The organism is Streptomyces sp. NPDC026673, from assembly GCF_040638135.1.
Taxonomy (GTDB): domain Bacteria; phylum Actinomycetota; class Actinomycetes; order Streptomycetales; family Streptomycetaceae; genus Actinacidiphila.
Map to the genome: position 1 here is coordinate 1 of NZ_JBEZXR010000063.1, position 20882 is coordinate 20882.

General features: G+C 74.7%; 17 protein-coding genes and 1 pseudogene. 8 read left to right on the forward strand and 10 right to left on the reverse strand.

What is annotated here, in order from left to right:
* Positions 1-229: 229 nt before the first annotated feature.
* Together AB0F62_RS31920 and AB0F62_RS31925 are read right to left on the reverse strand one after the other, a co-directional pair.
* Complete coding sequence (locus tag AB0F62_RS31920; protein WP_361807191.1) at positions 230-934, reverse strand: DUF3558 family protein; 705 nt, start codon at positions 932-934, stop codon at positions 230-232.
* A gap of 65 nt (positions 935-999) precedes the next feature.
* Positions 1000-1830 carry a hypothetical protein gene (locus AB0F62_RS31925; RefSeq protein ID WP_361807194.1) on the reverse strand — a complete coding sequence of 277 codons (831 nt, stop codon included), beginning with the start codon at positions 1828-1830 and terminating at the stop codon, positions 1000-1002.
* Between the two features lie 226 nt (positions 1831-2056).
* On the opposite strand from AB0F62_RS31925, the gene AB0F62_RS31930 reads away from it, so the two are divergent.
* Together AB0F62_RS31930 and AB0F62_RS31935 are read left to right on the forward strand one after the other, a co-directional pair.
* On the forward strand, positions 2057-3250 hold the full coding sequence (locus tag AB0F62_RS31930) for an RtcB family protein (protein WP_361807335.1): 1194 nt from the start codon (positions 2057-2059) through the stop codon (positions 3248-3250).
* A 23-nt stretch (positions 3251-3273) separates the two neighbouring features.
* Positions 3274-4317 carry a PQQ-binding-like beta-propeller repeat protein gene (locus AB0F62_RS31935; protein WP_361807197.1) on the forward strand — a complete coding sequence of 348 codons (1044 nt, stop codon included), beginning with the start codon at positions 3274-3276 and terminating at the stop codon, positions 4315-4317.
* Positions 4318-4338: 21 nt separating this feature from the next.
* On the opposite strand, the gene AB0F62_RS31940 is transcribed toward AB0F62_RS31935, so the two are convergent.
* Positions 4339-5094, reverse strand: coding sequence for an SDR family oxidoreductase (locus tag AB0F62_RS31940; protein WP_361807200.1), 756 nt, complete (start codon positions 5092-5094; stop codon positions 4339-4341).
* A gap of 191 nt (positions 5095-5285) precedes the next feature.
* Positions 5286-6776, reverse strand: a complete 1491-nt coding sequence (locus AB0F62_RS31945; RefSeq protein WP_361807203.1) for an FAD-dependent oxidoreductase — start codon at positions 6774-6776, stop codon at positions 5286-5288.
* Between the two features lie 117 nt (positions 6777-6893).
* Here AB0F62_RS31945 and AB0F62_RS31950 point away from each other — a divergent pair, with 117 nt between their 5' ends.
* A complete protein-coding gene (locus tag AB0F62_RS31950) occupies positions 6894-7472 on the forward strand; it encodes a TetR family transcriptional regulator (protein ID WP_361807206.1) in 579 nt (192 codons plus the stop codon).
* A gap of 67 nt (positions 7473-7539) precedes the next feature.
* Positions 7540-8523: an NAD(P)-dependent oxidoreductase gene (locus AB0F62_RS31955; RefSeq protein WP_361807209.1), complete on the forward strand. Its 984-nt coding sequence runs from the start codon at positions 7540-7542 to the stop codon at positions 8521-8523.
* A 414-nt stretch (positions 8524-8937) separates the two neighbouring features.
* On the opposite strand, the gene AB0F62_RS31960 is transcribed toward AB0F62_RS31955, so the two are convergent.
* Complete coding sequence (locus AB0F62_RS31960; RefSeq protein WP_361807212.1) at positions 8938-9690, reverse strand: hypothetical protein; 753 nt, start codon at positions 9688-9690, stop codon at positions 8938-8940.
* A gap of 388 nt (positions 9691-10078) precedes the next feature.
* Between AB0F62_RS31960 and AB0F62_RS31965 the strand changes: the two genes are divergently transcribed.
* Complete coding sequence (locus AB0F62_RS31965) at positions 10079-11089, forward strand: aminoglycoside phosphotransferase family protein (RefSeq protein WP_361807215.1); 1011 nt, start codon at positions 10079-10081, stop codon at positions 11087-11089.
* A 419-nt stretch (positions 11090-11508) separates the two neighbouring features.
* Here AB0F62_RS31965 and AB0F62_RS31970 read toward each other — a convergent pair.
* From AB0F62_RS31970 to AB0F62_RS31980, 3 genes and pseudogenes are all read right to left on the reverse strand, one after another.
* Positions 11509-11697 (reverse strand): annotated as a pseudogene (locus tag AB0F62_RS31970) (hypothetical protein); the annotation flags it as partial.
* A 454-nt stretch (positions 11698-12151) separates the two neighbouring features.
* Positions 12152-12595, reverse strand: a complete 444-nt coding sequence (locus AB0F62_RS31975) for an ATP-binding protein (protein ID WP_361807218.1) — start codon at positions 12593-12595, stop codon at positions 12152-12154.
* Positions 12595-13488, reverse strand: a complete 894-nt coding sequence (locus tag AB0F62_RS31980) for an MEDS domain-containing protein (RefSeq protein ID WP_361807221.1) — start codon at positions 13486-13488, stop codon at positions 12595-12597. The genes AB0F62_RS31975 and AB0F62_RS31980 overlap by 1 nt, the downstream gene beginning before the upstream one ends.
* Positions 13489-14110: 622 nt before the next feature.
* On the opposite strand from AB0F62_RS31980, the gene AB0F62_RS31985 reads away from it, so the two are divergent.
* From AB0F62_RS31985 to AB0F62_RS31995, 3 genes are read left to right on the forward strand one after another with little or no spacing between them, the layout of a single operon-like run.
* Entirely contained in the window at positions 14111-18025 is a 3915-nt protein-coding gene (locus AB0F62_RS31985; protein WP_361807224.1) for a Pls/PosA family non-ribosomal peptide synthetase, read from the forward strand.
* The gene (locus AB0F62_RS31990; RefSeq protein WP_361807228.1) at positions 18022-19386 is read left to right on the forward strand and encodes a M1 family metallopeptidase; all 1365 of its coding nucleotides are present in this window, start codon (positions 18022-18024) and stop codon (positions 19384-19386) included. Before AB0F62_RS31985 ends, AB0F62_RS31990 begins: the two co-directional genes overlap by 4 nt.
* Positions 19383-19697: a glutaredoxin domain-containing protein gene (locus tag AB0F62_RS31995; protein WP_361807231.1), complete on the forward strand. Its 315-nt coding sequence runs from the start codon at positions 19383-19385 to the stop codon at positions 19695-19697. Before AB0F62_RS31990 ends, AB0F62_RS31995 begins: the two co-directional genes overlap by 4 nt.
* Here the strand turns inward: AB0F62_RS31995 and AB0F62_RS32000 are convergent.
* Entirely contained in the window at positions 19676-20122 is a 447-nt protein-coding gene (locus tag AB0F62_RS32000; RefSeq protein WP_361807234.1) for a protein-tyrosine phosphatase family protein, read from the reverse strand. The genes AB0F62_RS31995 and AB0F62_RS32000 overlap by 22 nt on opposite strands.
* Positions 20112-20867 (reverse strand): hypothetical protein, encoded by a 756-nt coding sequence (locus tag AB0F62_RS32005; protein WP_361807237.1) that lies wholly within the window; start codon positions 20865-20867, stop codon positions 20112-20114. Before AB0F62_RS32005 ends, AB0F62_RS32000 begins: the two co-directional genes overlap by 11 nt.
* Positions 20868-20882: the final 15 nt, after the last annotated feature.

Below are 20882 nucleotides of genomic sequence, written 5' to 3' on the forward strand. Positions count from 1 at the left end.
CGCAGCGCCAGCTCGCGCACGGCCGCGTACGAGCCCGCGAAGCCGATCGCGGCGATGACCACCGCGCCGGTGACGACCACACCGATCAGGATCCGGTGCGTCCGGTTCATGCGTATCGCGGACACCCGCGACCCTCCCAGGCTCGGAAACTGGCCAGCCAAGCGTGCCACACGGGTCAACGGGCAGGTTGCCCAAACGTGGTGAATCGGTACAGCGGATCAGGCAGTTGTTACGCGTTCGCCGCCGCGACGGAGGCGGCCGCCTCCTTGGCGGCCTTGAGCGCGTCCGCGCGCAGACCGGACGCGGCCGGGGTCTTGGCGTCCTCGAGGCCCGCGCCGTTGTAGGTGAGCACCAGCACGGCGTTCCCGGTGCGGGCGACGACCGTGACGTCCCGGTACTCCTCCTTGTCCTTCTTGGCCGACGAGGTCACCGCGGTGCCCGCGTCCCACACACCGTTCACCGTCACCGGCTCGCTCTTGGCGCCCTTGACCCGGCCGGCCTCGGCGACCTGCTCGGCGTAGCGCTCCTTCGCCTGCTCCTCGGCCGAGCCGAGGCCGGCGACCGTCTCGTAGCGCTGGAGCGAGATGTCGAGCCAGCGGTACTGGTAGCCGTCGAGGCCGTTCCAGGAGCAGCCGCCGCGCTCGTCGCGCTCGGCGGAGTGCGCGGGGGTGCCCGCCGCCTTCTTCGCCTTCGGGACGAGGGACTTGACGGTCTTCTCCCCGATGACCCGGCAGGGGTCGGGGAGTTGGGCGTACTTGGCGGGGGCGACGCTGGGTGACGGTGACGCGGACTTCGACGCGGGGGCCGAGGCGGCGGCCGCCTTCTGCGCGTCGTCCTTCGACGAGTCCGAGCCGGAGGAGCAGCCGGCGACGAGCATCACCGGCACGGCCGCGACCGCGAGCAGGCGGGCGAGGTGCGGGGCTGATCGGTGCATGGATCCTTCGCTCATTTCGTTGCGTGTCATGTCATGGCACAAACGGCCAGACTACGCGGTTCGCCTCATTCGTCGAGTTGATCTGCCAGCTCCGCCGCCACCCGGCGGGCTCCCAGCTGCAGCTCCTCGCTGGGCGGTTCGACCGATTTGTCCGTCGACCACTGGGAGAGTTCGACGGTGACCAGGACGTTGGCCATGCGGAAGACGACGGTGATGTCGCGGTGGATCCCGGAGTCCTGGTCCTTGAGGACGTCGTTGAGGAAGGCCCCGTCGCCGAGGTCGTCGAGCGTGCGCGGGGAGATGTCGCCGGTGGCCGTCGCGGACGGCGAGGAGGCGCCCGACGCCGTCGGGCTCGGCCCCTCCGACCTGGGCGTATCCGGGGTGCCCGACGGGGAGCCGGACGGGATGCCCGACGGGGAGCCGGCGGCTTCGGTCGGCGTCGTGGCGGTGGGGATGTGGGCCTCGACGGCGCGGGTGTCGTAGTCGGCCTTGGCCTGGCTCTCGTCGCTGACGGATGTGTCGTACGACACCACGCGCTCGAGGTCGATGTGGAGGAAGCGGTTGCCGAGCTCGGTGCGGCCGGTCCACTTGCAGCCGGCCTTGCGGTCCGTGTCGAACGTCACGGTCGCCTCGCCCGCGGAGTCCTCGGCGTCCGGGACGAGCTTCCGCAGCGTTTCCGGGGAGATCGAGCCGCATGGCTCGGGCAGCACGCGGTACCGGCCGGGCGGGGCCGCCGGGGCCGTCTGCCGGTCGCCCGAGGCGTCGCCGTTCCGCGCCCCGTCCCCGGAGCCGCCGGACCCGGAGCACCCGGCCAGCGCGGCGATGGCGAGCGCGGCCGAGCAGGCCCCGGCCAGCAGTCCCCGCACCCGGTGGACACGGTCTCCCGATGGCTGCACTGAGCTGGCCCCTTCCTCCGGCGGTGGTCCGGCGCCCGCGTAAATCCCTTGGCGGGGGTAGGCGACGGGTAGACACAATGTCTACCGCACGCGCTGCGGCCGTCGCCGGATCATGGGGCTGTATGGCTGACTTCGCCCTTTATTTCGCTTTCCATTGAGACGTGTTGTTTGTCGTTTTGCCTGTCGTTCCTTGATGGATTTCACCGTTCGACCCTGGGGGATCGAGATGTCGTACACACAAGTGCCCGGAGTGCGGGTGCCGATCCGCATGTGGACCGACCCCGCCGCGGTCGAGGGCGTCGCCATGCAGCAGCTGCGCAACGTCTCCTCCCTGCCGTGGATCAAGGGGCTGGCCGTCATGCCCGACGTCCACTTCGGCAAGGGCGCCACCGTCGGCTCGGTGATCGCGATGCGGGGCGCGGTCTGCCCGGCCGCGGTCGGCGTGGACATCGGCTGCGGCATGAGCGCGGTCCGGACCTCGCTGACCGCGAACGACCTGCCCGGTGACCTCTCGCGGCTCCGCTCCAAGATCGAGCAGGCCATCCCGGTCGGCCGCGGGATGCACGGCGAGGCCGTCGACCCGGCCCGGCTGTACGGCCTTTCGGCGGCCGGCTGGGACGGTTTCTGGGACGGTTTCGACGACATCGCCGAGCCCGTCAGGTTCCGGCACGAGCGCGCGACGAAGCAGATGGGCACGCTCGGCTCCGGCAACCACTTCATCGAGGTCTGCCTCGACGAGGAGGGCGCGGTCTGGCTGATGCTGCACTCCGGTTCCCGCAACATCGGCAAGGAACTCGCCGAGTACCACATCGGCGAGGCCCAGAAGCTGCCGCACAACCAGGGCCTGATCGACCGCGACCTGGCCGTCTTCATCGCGGACACCCCGCAGATGGCGGCCTACCGGCGCGACCTGTTCTGGGCGCAGGACTACGCGAAGCGCAACCGCGCGATCATGATGGCCCTGTTCCAGGAGGTGCTGCGGCGCGAGTTCCGCAAGGCGAAGGTCAGCTTCGACCAGGTCATCTCCTGCCACCACAACTACGTGGCGGAGGAGCGTTACGAGGGCATGGACCTGCTCGTGACCCGCAAGGGCGCGATCAGGGCGGGCAGCGGCGACTACGGGATCATCCCGGGCTCCATGGGCACCGGTTCCTACATCGTCCGCGGCCTGGGCAACCCCGACGCCTTCAACTCCGCCTCGCACGGCGCGGGCCGCAAGATGAGCCGCAACGCGGCGAAGAAGCGGTTCTCCACGCGGGACCTGGAGGAGCAGACCAAGGGCGTCGAGTGCCGCAAGGACTCGGGCGTCGTGGACGAGATCCCGGGTGCCTACAAGCCGATCGAGAAGGTGATGGAGCAGCAGCGGGACCTCGTGGAGGTCGTGGCGAAGCTCAAGCAGGTCGTCTGCGTCAAGGGTTGATCCCGGCCGGCGGGTCCGGGGCCGTGAGCCGCCCCGGACCCGCCGACCCGGTGGTGGCGGTGAGCGGAGCGGTGATGCGCGAGGGGACGCTGTGGGAGCGGACGCTGCACCAGCGCGTCAGCCCGCGAACACTGGCGGTGGCCGGGGACCGGCTCGTCGTGCACGAGCGGTGGAGCCGGCTGGTATGCCTGGACCGCTGGGACGGGACCGTCCGGTGGGACGTGCCGTTCGGTCTCTGGCCGCGCTCGGTCGTGGTGGCGGGTGACCGTGTGCTGGGCATCGCCCAGGACAGCGACGTCCTGCGCTGCCGGGACCTCGCGACCGGGGCCGCGCTCTGGGAGGCGGCCCTGCGGCCCTTCACCGGGCACATCACGGTCGGCGCGGGCACGGTGCTCGTCGGCGGCTGGCGCGGATACTCGCCCTTGTGCGCCTTCGACCTGCGCACCGGCCACCGGCTGTGGAGCACCGGTCAACGCCACGACACCGTCCTGCCGTTGGCCGTCGGGGACTGCGCCCTCGTCGGCGCGGACAGCGGGACCCGTCTGCGCCTGGTGGGGATGCGGGACGGAGCGGAGCGGGCCCGGTGGGAGCTGCCGGAACCGCTGACCCCGGTGGACGCCGGGGCGGCCTTCTGCCGGGGGGCGGACGACCGCGTCCTGGTCCGCTGCGGACCGGGCACCGTCGTGGAGGTGCGGATGGAGCGCGGGACCGTGCGCACCCTCCGGCGCCACGACACCGCCCTCATGGCCGCCCCCGTCGAGTACGCGGGCGGACTGCTCTGGCTGCGCGAACCCGGGGGGTACGCCGTCGTCGACCCGTCCGACGGGTCGCTCCGCCGCCGGGTCGAGTTCCGGCAGCGACCGGCCGAAGGCGTGGTTCCCACGGGGTCGGGGTTCCTGGTCGGCGGCGACCAGGGCACCGTGCTGCGCCTCGACCTCGCCGGACGGGTGGTGGCGCGCAGGGCCGTGAGCCGGCGCGTCTGCGGGCTGTGGCCGGCGGGCCCGGACGGCCACCCCGACGAAGTCGTCGTGGCCACCCGGGGCACCCTGCTCGCGCTGGGCCTCTGAGGCCGCCGGGGCCCCTGGGGCCTACGGCTCGCGGTGCACCCGGTGCTGGGCGGCCTGGGCGCGGGGGCGGACGACCAGCAGGTCGACGTTGACGTGGGCCGGGCGGGTGACCGCCCAGGTGACGGTGTCGGCGATGTCCTCGGAGGTGAGGGGCTCGGCCACGCCCGCGTAGACGGCGGCGGCCTTCTCCTCGTCGCCGTGGAAGCGGGTGAGGGCGAAGCCCTCGGACTTCACCATGCCGGGCGCGATCTCCACGACCCGGACCGGCTCGCCGAGCAGTTCGAGGCGGAGCGTGCCGGCGAGGGCGTGGGTGCCGTGCTTGGCCGCGACATATCCGCCGCCGCCCTCGTACGGGGTGAAGGCGGCCGTCGAGGACAGCACGACCACGGTGCCGTCGCCGGAGGCGATCAGCCCGGGGAGGAACGCCTGGACGGTGTGGAGCACTCCGAGGACGTTGACCTCGTACATCGTGCGCCAGTCCTCGGGGTCCGCCGTGGCGACCGGGTCCACGCCGAGGGCGCCGCCGGCGTTGGCGAACAGGACGTCCACCCGGTCCAGCGAGGCGGCGAGCGCGTCGACGGCGGCGCGGTCGGTGACGTCCAGGGCGACGGCGGCCGCGGAGTGGCCCGCGGCGGTGATCTCCTTGGCGAGGGCCTCGAGGCGGTCGGCCCGGCGGGCGGTGAGCACGACGTGATAGCCGGCTTCGGCGAGCCTGCGGGCGGTGGCGGCACCGATGCCGCTGCTCGCGCCGGTCACGACTGCGGTACGGGGGCTCATGGTCGTGCTGCCTTTCGCCGGTCGGGAGGTCGGGAGGGGCAAGTGCCCGCCTACGTCTGCAGCATAGGCGCGGTGGCGCGGAGCGCTCTCGGCGCGGTCCGCGGTCCGCGGTCCGCGGTCAGCTGGGCTGGGCGGGGCCGGCGGCGCCGCCGGTCGTCGGACGCGGCGGTCCGCGGGCGGCCGGGAGTCGGTCAGGCCGCCCCGACCCACTCGGTGAGGGCCGCGTCGCGAGGGCCGGGCCCCGCTCCGTCGGCGGCCCAGGCGATGTAGCCGTCGGGGCGGACGAGCAGGGTGGTGCGGCCGCCGTCGGCACGGGTGGCGGGGACGGCACGCGGGTCGCCGGGACCGTCCTCCTCGCCCGCGGGGCTGACCAGCACGAAGCGGCCCGCGCGCAGGGCCTCGTACAGCCGGCCCTCCCGCAGCGGCAGGTCGGGGGCGCGTTCGCCCGTCAGGGGGTGGGCGCCGCGCGGGGCGGGGTAGGCGATGCCGATGCCGGTGATCGCGCCCATGGCCCGGCGGCGGAGCGGCGGCAGGTGGCCGACGGCCAGGGAGACCAGGTCCCGGAAGGCCCGCTGGGCGGGGTTGTGGGCCATGGCGAGCCGGATGATGCCGCCGCTGCTGCGCAGCACCATGCCGCCCACCGGGTGGCGTTCGGCCTGGTAGGTGTCGAGCAGGGCGTCGGCCGCCCGGCCCCGGGCCACGGCGGCGAGCTTCCAGCCGAGGTTGGCGGCGTCCTGGAGGCCCGTGTTCATCCCCTGGCCGCCGGCGGGGGAGTGGACGTGAGCGGCGTCGCCGGCCAGGAACACGCGGCCGGTGCGGTAGACGGGCACCTGGCGCTCGTCGCTGTGGAAGCGGGAGAGCCAGCGGGCCTCGGCCATGCCGTGGTCGGTGCCGAGGGCGCGGCGGGTGATGTCGCGGACCTCGTCGAGGCCGACCGGTTCGCCGTCCGCCCGCTCGCCGGCGCGGTCCCAGCACATCACGCGGTACCAGCCGTCGCCGAACGGCGCGATGAAGGCGAAGGCGTCCCCCGTGCCGTTGACGGTGAGCAGGCCCTCGGGCGGCTCGGCCAGCCGGACGTCGGCGAGGACGATCGACCGGATCACGGAACGGCCCGGGAAGGGCAGGCCCAGTGCGGTCCGGACGGCGCTGCGGTGGCCGTCCGTGCCGACGGCGTAGGCGGCACGGCGGGTGGTGACGGTGCCGTCGGCGTCGCGGACGTCGAGGGCGACGCCGTCGCCGTCCTGGCGTACCGCGAGGACCTCGGCGCCGTGCTCGAAGCGCACGCCGGCGGCGCGGGCGCGGCGCTCCAGCAGCCGCTCGACCTCGTACTGCGGGGTGATCAGGAGGTACGGGAAGCGCGAGGGCAGTTCCGCCAGGTCCAGCGAGAGCCGGCGGAAGAGCCGCAGGCCGCGCAGCCGGTGGCCGGTGGCGACGAGTTCGTCGGCGAGGCCGCGGGCGTCGAGGAGTTCGAGGGTGCGGGCGTGGACGCCGAAGGCCCGGCTCAGGTTGCCGTGACCCGGTGCGCGGCGCTCGAGGACGGTGACGGGGACGCCGGCGGCGGCGAGGTCCCCGGCGAGCAGCAGGCCCGTGGGGCCCGCGCCGACGACCAGGACTCCGGCCGCGTCCCCGGTGCCGTCTCCGGTGCCGGGGCGGGGGGTGTCGGTGCGGTGCTCGGTCGTCATGGCGGCCTCCTCGGGGTGTCAACACTTGTTTGCCAACAAGTGTTGGTCAACGCTTGTTGGCAAACGTAACTCTGCCTCTCCGGTGATGTCAACAGGTGTTGGCCTACAATTGTGGGCATGGCTATGACGTCACCCGCCCCCCGCCGCTCCGACGCGACCCGCGCCGCGATCCTGGCCGCCGCCCGCGACCGGTTCGCCGCCGACGGCTACGAGCGCGCGACCATCCGCGCGATCGCCAAGGACGCCGGCATCGATCCCTCGATGGTCATGCGCTACTACGGCAACAAGGAGGGCCTCTTCGCCGCCGCGTCCGAGTTCGACCTGCGGCTGCCCGATGTGGCCGCGATCCCTCCCGGGGACATCGGGGCCGTACTCGTCGCGCACTTTCTCGACCGCTGGGAGGAGGACGAGACCCTGACCGCGCTGCTGCGCGTCGGCGTCACCAACCCGGCCGGCTCGGAGCGGATGCAGACGATCTTCAAGCGGCAGCTGGCCCCGATCGCCGCCGCCCTGTGCCCCGATCCGGAGCCCGGCCGGGCGACGGACCGCGCCGTGCTCGTGGCCTCGCAGATCCTCGGCATGGCCGTCAGCCGGTACGTCCTGTGCTTCCCGCCCGCGGTGGCGATGCCGCGCGAGGAGGTCGTGGCCTGGCTGGGGCCCACCGTCCAGCGGTATCTGACGGCCGCGGCACCGTGACGCGGCGGGGCGGCCGCGGTGGCATGCTCGGCAGAGTCACCTGCCGCGCGCAAGGGAGTGACGACGCATGGAGCCGAAGAACATCCTCGTGGTGATCGCGCCGCACGTCGGAGGCCGTTCCGTGGGGGCCGCGCTGGCCGGGCTCCTCGACGGCAGGGCCCGCGTCACCGTCGCCGAGTCCGCCGACGAGGACCCGGAGGCCCTGGCCGCGGCCCACGTCATCATGACCGGGCTCGGGCCCGTGACCGGCGAGCACATCGCCCGAGCGTCCGCCCTGGAACTGATCCAGTGCGCGAGCCACGGCCACGAGCACGTGGACGTCGCCGCGGCCCGCGCCCGCGGGGCCGTCGTCTGCACCATCGGCTCCAGCGGGGCGGAGACGGAGAGCGTCGCCGAACAGACCTTCGCGCTCATGCTCGCCCTCGCCAAGCGGATCGTGCCCGCGCACACCGCGCTGTCCCGCGGCGAATGGCCGCTGTCCCTGCTGCGGCACTCCCTCACCGAGCTGAACGGCAGGACCCTCGGCGTCATCGGCCTCGGCGCGATCGGGCAGGCCGTGGCCCGGCGCGCCGCCGCCTTCGGGATGACCGTCCTCTACGCCTCGCCGCGGCCCGCCGCCGCCGAGACCGAGCAGCGGCTCGCGGCCCGCCGCGTCCCGCTGGAGGAACTGCTGGCCGCCGCCGACTACGTGTCCGTCCACGTTCCGCTGACCGACGGGACGCGGCATCTGCTCGACGCCGGGCGGCTGGCGCTGCTCAAGCCCACCGCCTTCCTGCTCAACACCGCGCGGGGCGGGGTCGTCGACCAGGACGCGCTCGCCGACGCGCTGGAGTCCGGACGCCTGGCCGGCGCCGGGATCGACGTCTTCGACCCCGAGCCGCCGCCGGCCGGGCTGCGCCTGCTGCGCGCGCCCAATGTCGTGCTCTCCCCGCACGCGGGCGGCGCGACCAGGGAGACCGTGGCCCGGATCGGGCTGGCGGCCGTGCGGAACGTCACGGACTTCCTGGACGGCGGACGACCGCGGGACGTCGTCGGCGCGCCGGAGCCCTGAGCCGGTGCCGCGGACGCCCCGCTCGGTGTCCGCATCCCGCCGCGCGGACGGCCCGGGCGCCGGACGTTCGCAGGGCGCTGGGCGTACGGCATCGCGGCAGACGTCGCCGGGCGGCGGCGCGTCACCCGGCCCGAGTCGCGCGGGGCGCGGCGCAGCACGCGCAGGGGGATCCGGTCCCGCCCGACCGGGGGCCGACGCCGCGGTTCCGGCGCGCGGCAGACGTCCCGCGTCCTGCTCGCCGGCGGTGTGGTCCGTCCCGTCTCACGGCCGCTCAACTCCGGTGCCAGCCAAGGGTGCCGGCCCCATCGCTCCCACCGGCCGCGTCGTCACGCCGCGCCGGGGACGCGCTCGGGCCACCACTGAGCAGGGCGCCGCGTCGCCGGTCGCCCGGCGGCGCGGCGCGGGAGGGGCTGCTCAGGCGCTCTGGTCGCCCTCGACGTTGGTGCCCGGGCCCAGCCCGGCCAGCGCGTCCTTGGCGACGGTCAGGGCGGCGTCGCGGACCTTGGAGTCGTCGGGCGCCTTCTTGGTCTCGAAGTCGCTGCCGTTGTAGGTCACGGTGACAACGGCGTTGCCCTTGCGGAAGACCACGACCGCCTCGCGGGTCTGCTGCTTGTCCTCGGTCGTCAGCTCCACGGACACGGAGGCCTCGTCGCCGATGCCGGTCGCCTCGGTCGCCTTCTTCAGCCGCTTGTAGGAGGCCTTCGCCGCCGCTTCGCCGTCCTGGCCGCCACTGTTCGTGGAGACCTCGAAGGTCACGTCGAGCCATCGGTAGTCGAAGCCCTTGAGGGCGTTCCACGAGCAGCCCGTGCGGTGGGACGGGTCGGTGAGGGACAGCTGTTTGCCCGCCGTCTTGGCCTCGGGCACCAGCTTCTTGATCGTCGCGGGTTTGATCGCGGTGCACGGCGCAGGCGGTTTCGCGTACGTGGCGGGCTCGTCTTTGGAGCCGTCCTTACCGGAGTCGGAGCCGGAGCCGGATTCCGAGTCCGAGTCGGAGCCGGACTTCGAGCCGGGGGCCGATCCGGAGGGCGCGGCCGATCCGGACTGGGATCCGCTCGCCGACGTACGGCCGGCGTCCTCGTGGGATGAGGAGGCCATCGTCCAGCCGACGATGGCCAGTATCGCGGTGGGCAGCAGACGAGCCGCCAGGGTGAGGGGCAGGGACGCCACGGCGGTCTTCTCTTCGTCGATCCTGAGGAACGTGGGGGCTGAGGAGGTGGACGTGGGGGATGTGGTGCCTGAGCGTACGACGCGAAGATGAGATTGCCATATGAAAGTGGCCCGGGAACAGACCAGGCGCGTAGGGGTTGCGGTACCGGAAGTGACGGGTGTACCCGGGCGTCCGGGGAATCCGGCTGCGCCACGGGGCTCCGCCGCCGGAGCGAGGGCGGTGGAGGGGCGTCGCCGGCGCGCCCGGCAGTGACCTCGCCGGAGGCGCGGGGCCCGGCGGCCGGCCGGTGATACGAGCGCGTGGGGGCGGCGTCCGGCCGACGCCGACCGCGGCTTCGTCCGGTATGGCCGATGACAGCGTGGGAGCGCTCTCATAGCATGCGGGGGCATGAAGAGCCTGACGAAACGCTCCCTCACCGGTGCCCAACTGGCCGACCTGCTCCGGGATTCGGCGGGCGTGGGCTGCACCGTGGAGGCCGAGCTGACGGACGGCTGGTTCAACGCCGCGTACCGGGTGCGGCTCGACGACGGGCGTCCGGCGGTGGTGAAGATCGCCCCGCCGCCGGACGCCGCGGTGCTGCGCTACGAGCGCGGCATCATGGCCACCGAGGTCATGGCGCACCGCCGCATGGCAACCCTGGACGGCGTGCCGCTGCCCGAACTCCTCCACGCGGCGCCGGAGTTCACGGCGCTTTCGGTGCTGTCCGGCACGCCCTGGGACAAGGCCGCCGACCGGCTGCCCGCGGACCGGCAGGCGGCGCTGCGCCGGGAACTCGGCCGGATCGTCGCGCGCCTGCACACGCTCACCTCCGACGACGGACGGTACGGCTACCCCGCACCCGAGGCGGAGCTGTCGGCCGCCGACTGGCCTACCGCGTTCGGCGCCATGGTGGAGGCGATGCTGGAGGAGGCCGCACGCTGGCGCACACCGCTCGGCGTCGCGTCCGGCGAGATCCGTGAACTCGTCGCGCGGGGCGCGGACGCACTGGCGGAGGTGACCGAACCGCGGCTCGTCCACTTCGACCTGTGGCCCGGCAACGTCTTCGTCGCCGAGGACGGCACCGCCGTCACCGGGATCATCGACCACGAACGGGCCTTCTGGGGCGACCCGGTGGCAGAACTGGTCTCCCTCGCCTTCGGCGGTGACACCGGCCCGGACAGCGACCTCGTCGCCGGCTACCGCGAGGCGGGCGGCGACCTGGACTTCGGGCCGTCCACGCTGCACCGGCTGGCGCTCTACCGCGTCTACCTCGGCCTGATCCTGGTCGTCGAGTGCGGTCCGCGAGGCTACCCCGCGGACCACGCCGACCGCGTCCGCGGCACCCTCGGCCGATGGGTCGCCGAGCTGAGGGCGTCGGGGAAGCAGGAGCGCGAGGCCGGCGCCCGGCTCCGGCCGTAGGCAACGGCGACGAGGGGCCCGGACCTTCACGGGATCCCCGGATGACCCCCGGCTCCCGCCGGGGGTCATCCGGCGGCGGTCGTCGGTTGCTCCACCATGTTCCGGCCGCCGAGCGGTGCCACCTTGCCGGGGTGGTCCGGCTGCGGACCGCCCTGCGCCGCGGTGCTGCCGGCCGCCGGTGCGGGTGTGTGCGCGGCGGTGTGGGCGCCGCTGTGCGAGGGTGCCGCGTGGGTGGTGCCGTGGGCGCCGGTGTGGGCGCCGGTGTGGGCCGGCGCCGCGTGGGCGCCGCCGGACTGCTGCGCGCCGCCCGGGGCGATCGCCATCGGGGCGGCGGCGGAGGGCACCGCCGCGGTGACGGTGCGGGTCGCCTCGGTCTTCCCGTGTTCGTCCTTGTCCGGCGCGTGGCTCAGCCCGAAGCGGGTTCGCAGGTGGTGCCCCGCCGCTTCGTCGAGGCTCACCGGCCGCTGCAGCCGTACCGCCAGCCGGCTCGCCTCACGGCCGAGCGCCGCGAGATCCTCCCAGCGCAGATGCACGACGAGCGGCAACTCCGCCTCGCCGTCGGGGAGTGCGTGAAGGCCCTGGAAGGGGACGTTGCTCTGACTGTTCATCGGCCGGTCCTCACCATTGGCTGCTGTGCGGTACGGGAGGGGATACGCACGCCGGTACGGGAACGTTCAGCCGCGCCCGCGTGGCGCCCTCGCGCACGGCGGGGCGGAGGGGAGCGTGCGCGCCCTCGGGAGCGACCCGGCCGCGGTCGCGCCGCCACCGCCGTAACGGCGTCCTCGCCCACGGGGAACTCCGGGGAAGCCCCCGCCGTCCGTGCCGTGCCCCCGCCCCTCCCGCCTCGCCCCGCGTGCAACCGGCCGCGTCCCCCAGAGGCGCCGGGGCCAGGTCCCCGACAGCCGGCGGCGGAAGCGTTCGCCGCCGCACGGGCAGTCCTTCGTCGAGGGCGGGATCCGCCTGCCCCGGCCGGGCGGCCCTTCCGTACTTCCCTGACGCAACGGCGTGTTCGGCCCCGCGCCCCGCCCCCGCCCCCCGGGTACGCGTCCCGGGCGCCGCCCCTCAGCCCAGCCGGATCGCCAGGGTGACGACCGCGCCGACCACGCCCGCGCCGACCGTGAGGCGGTCGGTGACCAGGCGGGCCAACCACAGTCCCCGGCCGCAGTGCGAGTCGAGGCCCGGCAGCAGTTCGGGGATGACGGCGACGCTGAAGCCGGGCCCCGCGTCGGTGACCCGGCACTGCACCTCCCCGTCGGTCCGCCGCAGCATCAGCCGCCCCCGGCCGCCCCCGTGGGTGATGGCGTTGGACACCACCTCGTTCACGGCGAGGACGAACTCGCCGCGGCGCGCGACCGGGAGCCCCGCCCATGTCGCGAACTCCTCGGCCAGCACCCGCAGTCTGGGCAGGTCGCCCTCGGTGAAGTCGCGTTCCAGCCAGCAGCCGTCGGCGGACGGATCGCCGGGAGACGGATCGCCGGGGGACGGTTCGCGCAGTTCCTCCAGCATCAGCCGCTCACCTCGATCAGCGTCAGCCCGGGCACGGTGGCCGCCCCGAGTCTGCGCAGCAGCGTCATGTGGAAGGCCGAGCAGCGGACCTCCACCCGGACCTCCCGGCCGCCGGCGGCGGCCGCCAGCGTCAGCAGGTCGGTCGCGCATCCCGCGCAGAGGAAGTGCAGGTCGCGCAGGGCCAGTACGAGCCGGCCGCCCTCCGGGGTCCGCTCCAGCGCCCGGCCCACGACCGTGCGGAAGCGCTCCCGCGTGCCGAGGTCGGCCTCGCCCAGCAGCCGCAGCAGGCCGTCGGCGTGCGTCGCGTACAGCGTGCCGAGCCGGGTCAGCAGATTGCGCGGATGCGCCTGCGCCATCGCGTCGAGCACATCCCCGGTGAACCACCTGCGGTCGTAGGCGCAGATCTCCGCGTACGGCCGTTCGGCGAAGAGGTGGTCCGCGTGGGTCTCGCGGTGCATCATCACGTCGATGGGCGCGCCCATGTCTCGCACCCAGTGCATGTCGATGTACGCCCGCAGGCCCGCGTACCCGTCCCGGACCGCGCGGTCGGTCTCCTCCGCGATCCGGCCCTGCTGGCGCGCCGCAGTGAACTCCCGGTCCGGACGGATCAGCGCCCGCATGCTGCTCAGCACCAACTGGCCGCGCTGCCGCGCCGACTCCACCCACGCCTCCGGGTCCCCGGCGTCGTCGGCCGGCGCCAGGTGCGCCAGCACCTCGCGGTCGGGCACCCCGGGGGCGGCGAACACCATGACGCGCTCGCCGGCGGCGAGCCCGAGCCGGGCGAACGCCGACAGGACGTCCCAGCGCATGTCGTCGCTGTCGTAACTGACGAACGCGTGGTCGCCGGGTCGCATCCGCTGTACCGGGACGACCCGCACATCCGCGGCAGGCACCGATCCTCACCCCCTGGTCTCCGGGGTGCCGAGGGTAGGAGCGCGCGTCGCGGCGCCGCCAGGCGGGACCGAGTCTGCACGGGTCGGCGCCGGGACCGACCGCGGTCACGCCGGAGCTGCCCGGAAGCGCTCGTCCGTCAACGTGATGTGACGGATGGCCGATCACCGCACCGGTCGGGAGTGCCCGGCCGTACGCCGCTCCGGCGGCCGCCCGGCGGCCTCTTCGCACGTGCGTACGAGGAGGCTTGAGGCCGCGTCAGGACGGTCGCGCGCTGTGAGACCCGCCACGGCGCTCCTTTTCGGCAGGCACGTCCGATTAACGACCGGTAAACTCCCTGTTCGCCATATGTGACGTCAGGTGCGAGGCCGGCCGTCGTCCGGTTCGGGACGACCACGGACAGGGGCCGCACCGGGCGTGGACGCCGCACGGGCCCGCGCCCCGCGCGCCGGGGCACCGCGGCTCCCGGCCGGCCGGACGAGGTTGACCGGCATCGCAGCAGTCCCAAGTCTGTGGAGGGTTCGACATGCGTACGTCCTCGGCCGAGAACGACCGGTACACGGTGCGCTCCGCGTCGACCGCCGCACCACCGGCGGCCGGGTCGCCCGGGCGGGGGAGCGGCGCATGACGCTCCTCGAGCCGCCGCTCACCCTGCCGGCGGATCCGGCCGCGGGCATCGGCCCCGCCCCGGTCCTCGCCCCGCCCCGCCCGGCGCTCTTCCGGGCCGCGCAGGCCGCCCCCGAACGCACCCTGCTCGGCATCCTGGCCGCCACCGCCCGGGCGCACCCCACCGCACCCGCCGTCGACGACGGCACCACGACGCTCGGCTACCGCGCCCTGGCCGCCGCGACCGAGCGCCTGCGCCGCCGCCTCGCGGACGCCGGCATCGGCGCCGGTGACCGGGTCGGCATACGGGTGCCCTCGGGCACCGCCGACCTGTACGTGGCGATCCTCGCCGTGCTGGCCGCGGGCGCCGCGTATGTGCCCGTCGACGCGGAGGACCCCGACGAACGCGCCGAGCTGGTCTTCTCCGAGGCGGAGGTCTGCGCCGTCGTCGGCGAGCACCTCACGATCACCCCGTGCGCCGCGCCGCACGGCACCGTCGGCCGCCGCCCCGGGCCGGACGACGACGCGTGGATCATCTTCACCTCCGGCTCCACCGGCAGGCCCAAGGGCGTCGCCGTCACCCACCGCTCCGCCGCCGCGTTCGTCGACGCCGAGGCCCGGCTCTTCCTCGCCGACGAGCCGCTGGGACCCGGCGACCGGGTGCTGGCCGGGCTGTCGGTGGCCTTCGACGCCTCCTGCGAGGAGATGTGGCTGGCGTGGCGGCACGGCGCCTGCCTGGTGCCTGCGCCCCGCTCCCTCGTCCGCACCGGCCTGGACCTCGGCCCGTGGCTGGTCGAGCAGGGCATCACGGTCGTCTCCACCGTCCCGACCCTGGCCGCGCTGTGGCCGGTCGAGGCGCTGGACGACGTCCGCCTGCTGATCTTCGGCGGCGAGGCCTGCCCGCCCGAACTGGCCGAGCGAACGGCCGTCGAGGGCCGTGAGGTGTGGAACACCTACGGCCCGACCGAGGCCACCGTCGTCGCCTGCGCCGCCCAGCTCACCGGCGAGGGCCCGGTCCGCATCGGACTGCCCCTGGACGGCTGGGAGCTGGCCGTGGTGGACGCCCACGGGGAACCGCTGCCGATGGGCGCGACCGGCGAGCTGGTCATCGGCGGGGTCGGCCTCGCCCGCTACCTGGACCCCGCCAAGGACGCCGAGAAGTACGCCCCGCTGCCCGCCCTCGGCTGGGACCGCGCCTACCGCAGCGGCGACCTCGTCCGCGCTGAGACGGAGGGCCTGGTCTTCGTCGGCCGCGCCGACGAGCAGATCAAGCTCGGCGGCCGGCGCATCGAACTGGGCGAGATCGACGCCGCCCTCCAGGCGCTGCCCGCCGTCGCCGGCGCGGCGGCCGCCGTACGGACCACCAAGGGCGGCGACCAGGTCCTGGTCGGCTACGTCGCCGTGACCGGGGACTTCGACCAGGCCGACGCACTCGGCCGGCTGCGCGAGGCGCTGCCTGCCGCCCTCGTCCCGCTGATCGCCGTCGTCGACACCCTGCCGACCCGCACCTCCGGCAAGGTCGACCGGGACGCGCTGCCCTGGCCGCTGCCCGGGCTCGGCACACCGGCCGCGGAGCTCACCGGCGCCGAGGGCCGGCTCGCCGAGCTGTGGGGCGAGCTCCTCGGCGCGCCCGTGACCGGGCCCGACGCCGACTTCTTCGCGCTCGGCGGTGGCAGCCTGGCGGCCGCCCGCCTCGTCTCGCGGCTGCGCACCCGCTACCCCGCGGCCGCGGTCGGCGACATCTACCAGCACCCCACCCTCGGGGCGCTCGCCGCCCGGCTGGAGGAGGCCGACGCGCGGCGCACCGCGGCGCGTCCGGTACGGCCGGTGCCGCGCCGGAGCGCCGCGGCGCAGCTCGTCCTGATGCTCCCGCTGTTCGCCCTGGCCGGGCTGCGCTGGGGCGTCGTCGCGGCCGCCGTCGGCAACGCGCTGCGCCTGCTCGGCCCGTTCCCGTGGATCCCGGCCGTCTCCTGGTGGTGGGTGCTGCTCGGCTGGGCGCTGTTCATCAGCCCCGCCGGCCGCGTCGCCGTCTCCGCGGGCGGCGCCCGTCTGCTGCTGCGCGGGGTCCGTCCGGGCACATATCCGCGTGGCGGCGCGGTGCACCTGCGCCTGTGGGCCGCCGAACGCCTCGCGCAGGTCAGCGGCGCCGGCCAGCTCACCGGTGCCTGGCTGACCCACTACGCCCGCGCGCTGGGCGCCAAGGTGGGCGACGGCGCCGACCTGCACTCCCTGCCGCCGGTCACCGGGATGCTCAAGCTCGGCAAGGGCAGCGCCGTGGAGCCCGAGGTCGACCTGTCCGGGCACTGGCTCGAGGGCGACCTGCTGCACCTCGGCAAGATCCGCGTCGGGGCGGGCGCCAGCGTCGGCTCGCGCAGCACGCTCCTGCCCGGCGCACGGATCGGCAAGCGCGCCGAGATCGCCCCGGGCTCCGCGGTCACGGGCGCCGTACGGGCCGGGCAGCGCTGGGGCGGGGTCCCGGCCGTCCGTACCGGCAAGGTCCCGCAGCGCGGTCCCGACTCGCGGCCGCCGCGCCGGCTGCGCTGGTCGGCGGCGTACGAGGCGACCGCCTTCGTTCTCGACCTGCTGCCCGCGGCCGCCGCGCTGCCCGGCCTGCTGCTGCTCGCCCGGTTCCTGCGCGGTGCCGGCGGCGCGCCGCTGCCCGCCGCGCTCGCCGCCGTCCCCCCGGCGGCGCTCGCCTGGCTGCTGACGTACGCGCTGCTGGTGGTGGCCGGGGTGCGGCTGCTGGGCGTCGGGCTGCGCGAGGGGCACCACCCCGTGCACGGCCGGGTGGCCTGGCAGGCCTGGACGACGGCCCGGCTGATGGACCGGGCCCGCGCGCACCTCTTCCCGTTCTACGCCAGCCTGCTGACACCGGTGTGGCTGCGGGCGCTCGGCATGAAGGTCGGCCGCCGCGTGGAGGCGTCCACCGTGCTGGCGCTGCCCACCATGACCTCCGTCGGCGACGGGGCCTTCCTCGCCGACGACACGATGGTCGGCTCCTACGAACTCGGCGGCGGGCGGATGCGCATCGCCGAGGCCCGGATCGGCAAGAAGGCCTTCCTCGGCAACTCCGGCATGACCGCCCCCGGCCGCTCGGTGCCGAAGAACGGCCTGGTCGGCGTGCTCTCGGCGACGCCCAAGGGCGCCAAGGCGGGCAGTTCCTGGCTGGGCATGCCGCCGATGAAACTGCCCCGGGTCCCGGAGGCGGGTGACCGCAGCCGCACCTTCGCACCGCCCCGGCGGCTCGTGCTGGCCCGCGCGGCCGTCGAGCTGTGCCGGGTCGTCCCCGTGATGTGCGCGGTCGCGCTGATCGTCCTCGTGCTCGCCGGTTACGCGGCGGTGGCGGCCCGGTACGGGGTGCCGGTGGCGCTCGCCGCCGGCGGGGTACTGCTCGCGGGTGCGGGCGCGGCCGCCTGCGCGGTGGCCGTCGCGATGAAGTGGCTGCTGGTCGGGCGGGTGCGGGTGAGCGAACGCCCGCTGTGGAGCCCGTTCGTGTGGCGCAACGAACTGGCCGACACCTTCGTCGAGGTGCTGGCCGTGCCGTGGCTGGTCGGCGCGGTCGGCGGCACCCCGCTGATGAACCTGTGGCTGAGGTGCCTGGGGGCCCGGATCGGGCGCGGCGTATGGTGCGAGACGTACTGGCTACCGGAGGCGGACCTGGTCCGGGTCGGGGACGGCGCGACCGTCGGCCGCGGCTGCGTGGTACAGACACATCTGTTCCACGATCGGATCATGCGCATGGACGAGGTCGTACTCGGGGAGGGCGCCACCCTCGGCCCGCACGGCATCGTGCTGCCCGGCGCGGCGGTCGGCGCGCGGAGCGCGATCGGCCCCGCCTCGCTCGTCATGCGCGGCGAGAGCGTGCCCGAGGGCACCCGCTGGCTCGGCAACCCGATCTCCGCCTGGCACACAGAGGGGGCCCGCACAGGGTGAGCAACGGCAAGCGCGTGCGTGGCGGGGCCGTCGTCCCCGCCACGCCCGGGGCGGAGGTGTCCGCGGACTCCTACTTCCCCGAGCACGGCAACGGCGGCTACCGGGTCACCCACTACGACCTGGAACTGGAGTACCGCCCGGCGGCCAACCGCCTGTCGGGCCGGGCCCGGATCTCCGCGGTGGCGGACCGGGCCCTCTCCGCGTTCAGCCTCGACCTGGGCGCCTTCCGCCTCGACCGGGTCCTCGTCGACGGCCGCCCCGTCCGCTACACCCACCGCGCGGGGAAGCTCCGGGTGAAGCCGGCGAAGGCGCTCCCCGAGGGCCCGTTCACGGTCGAGGTCCGCTACGTCGGCAACCCGAGGCCCGTCCGCTCCCGTGACTGGGGGGACCTCGGCTGGGAGCAGCTGGAGGACGGCGCGCTCGTCGCCAGCCAGCCGATCGGCGCGCCCTCCTGGTTCCCCTGCAACGACCATCTCGGCGACCGCGCGGGCTACCGGATCACGGTGACCGCGCCCTCGCCCTACACGGTCGTCGCCAACGGCAGCCTGGAGTCGTACAAGGTCGGCGCGTCCACGACGACCTGGGTGTACGAGCAGCCGGAGCCGATGCCGCCGTACCTGGCGACGGTGCAGATCGGGCAGTACGAGCTGATCGACCACCTCGGCGGCCCGATACCCCAGCCGGCGGCCGTACCACCGCGCCTTACCGCCGACTTCACCCACGACTTCGGCCGCCAGCCGCGGATGATGGCCGCCTTCACCGAGTTCTTCGGGCCCTACCCCTTCGGGGAGTACGCGGTCGTCGTGGCCGACGAGGAGCTGGAGGTCCCCGTCGAGGCACACGGCGTGTCCGTCTTCGGCAGCAACCACGTCGACGGCCGCCGCGGCTCCGAGCGTCTCGTCGCCCACGAACTGGCCCACCAGTGGTTCGGCAACAGCCTCGCCCTCGCCGACTGGCGGCACATCTGGCTCAACGAGGGCTTCGCCGCGTACGCCGAATGGCTGTGGGCCGAGTCCTGCGGCGAGATGACCGCCGCCCGCAACGCCGCCCGCGCCCACGCCAAGCTCGCCGCCCAGCCCCAGGACCTGCGGCTCGCCGACCCCGGCGTCCGGCGCATGTTCGACGACCGGGTGTACAAGCGCGGCGCCCTCACCCTGCACGCGCTGCGCACGGTCATGGGCGATCCGGACTTCTTCCGGCTGCTGCGGGCCTGGACCGCGACCCACCGGCATGGCACGGTGACCACCGAGCGGTTCGTCGCCCTGGCGCACGAGCACACCGACCAGCCGCTGGAGGCACTGGTCTTCCACCCGTGGCTGCACGGGACGCGGCTGCCACGCCTGCCGATCGGGGGATCATGAGCGACGCGCGGACCGACGGGCACGGAGTCGTCGTCTACTGGCGGCCGGGCTGCCCCTTCTGCATGAAACTGCGGGCGCAACTGCTGTTCACCAGGCTGCCCCACACCAAGGTCAACATCTGGCGGGACCCCGGCGCCGCCGCCTTCGTGCGCTCCGTGGCGGGCGGCAACGAGACCGTGCCGACCGTGACCGTGGCGGGGCGGCCCATGGTCAACCCCTCGCTACGGAAGCTGAAGAACGCGGTCAGGACGTACGCGCCGCACCTCCGGCCGCACCTCCGGCCGCGCCCTCAGCCGAAGCGCGACACATAGCGGCGCTGCCAGGGAGTCTCCACCGCCCGCCGGGCGTAGCGCTCCCGTACATAGCCGACGGCCTCCCCGGGCGGCACCCCGTCGAGCACGGCCAGGCACGCCAGCGCCGTGCCCGTACGGCCGAGTCCGCCGCCGCAGGCGACCTCCACGCGCTCGTCCGCCGACCGCGCCCATGCCTCGCGCAGCGCCTCGGTGGCGTCCGCGCGGTCCGAGGGAAGCCGGAAGTCCGGCCAGCGCACCCAGCGGCTCTCCCAGGCCACCGCCGGAGGCTCGTACCCCAGCAGATACACCCCGAACGCCGGTTCGGGGCCGGACGGCAGGGGCCGCCGCAGCCCTCGCCCGCGCACCAGGCGCCCCGACGGCAGCCGCAGGACGCCCTCGGCGCCCGGGTCCCACGCGGAGGCCGCCGCCGGCTCAGTGCTCACGGTCGCCGCACGTCCCGGGGTAGAGCACGGCGCCGGCCAGGCTGTCGCCCGCCGTGGGAGCGGCCGCGAGACCGGCCAGCCGCAGACACGCCTCGGCGGCGCCGCGCACCGGGGGGCACTCGACGGTCACGGTGCCGACCGCGGTCGCCGAGCCGCCGTGGTGCAACTCGCCGCCGAAGGACGGGGCGGGCAGCGCGCCCTGCAGGGTGCCGAGGGCGAGGACGTCCCCCGACGCCCCGGCGGCCTCACGGATGTCGAAGCGCCAATGGGCGTCGCTCGTCGCGAGGAGGTATTCCCCGGACCTTCCGCATTTCGACAGGGATTCCCTTCGGGCGCGGACCAGTTCGGCTATCGCGCAGCACAATGGGGCGTCATGTCCGGCCGTTGTGCGAAAGCGGCTGAAATCGGCGAGCGGCGCGGACCGCATCGCGCCGTCGAGGAGTACGACCGCCGACTCCCGTGCGTGCGGATGGCCGCGCTCGACGATGTCCAGCAGGAAAGGTGCCGCGACCACCGCGGCGGGGAGCACCTCGCCGGTGCGGCCGCGGCGCAGGGAGCCGCTGGTCAGGGTCGACACCGCGGAGGCGGCGGCGGTGAGGTCGCGCGCCGCGGCCAGCGCCCTCAGCCCGGCCGCGGGATCGGGCCGCCCGGTCCTCGCCCCGTCGTGGCCGCCGGCGGTCCGAGGGCGCGGCCGCGGCGTGGGAATGGCATTCCAATTGACGGCGTCGATCTCGGTGAGCAACATCCGCACATGATTCCA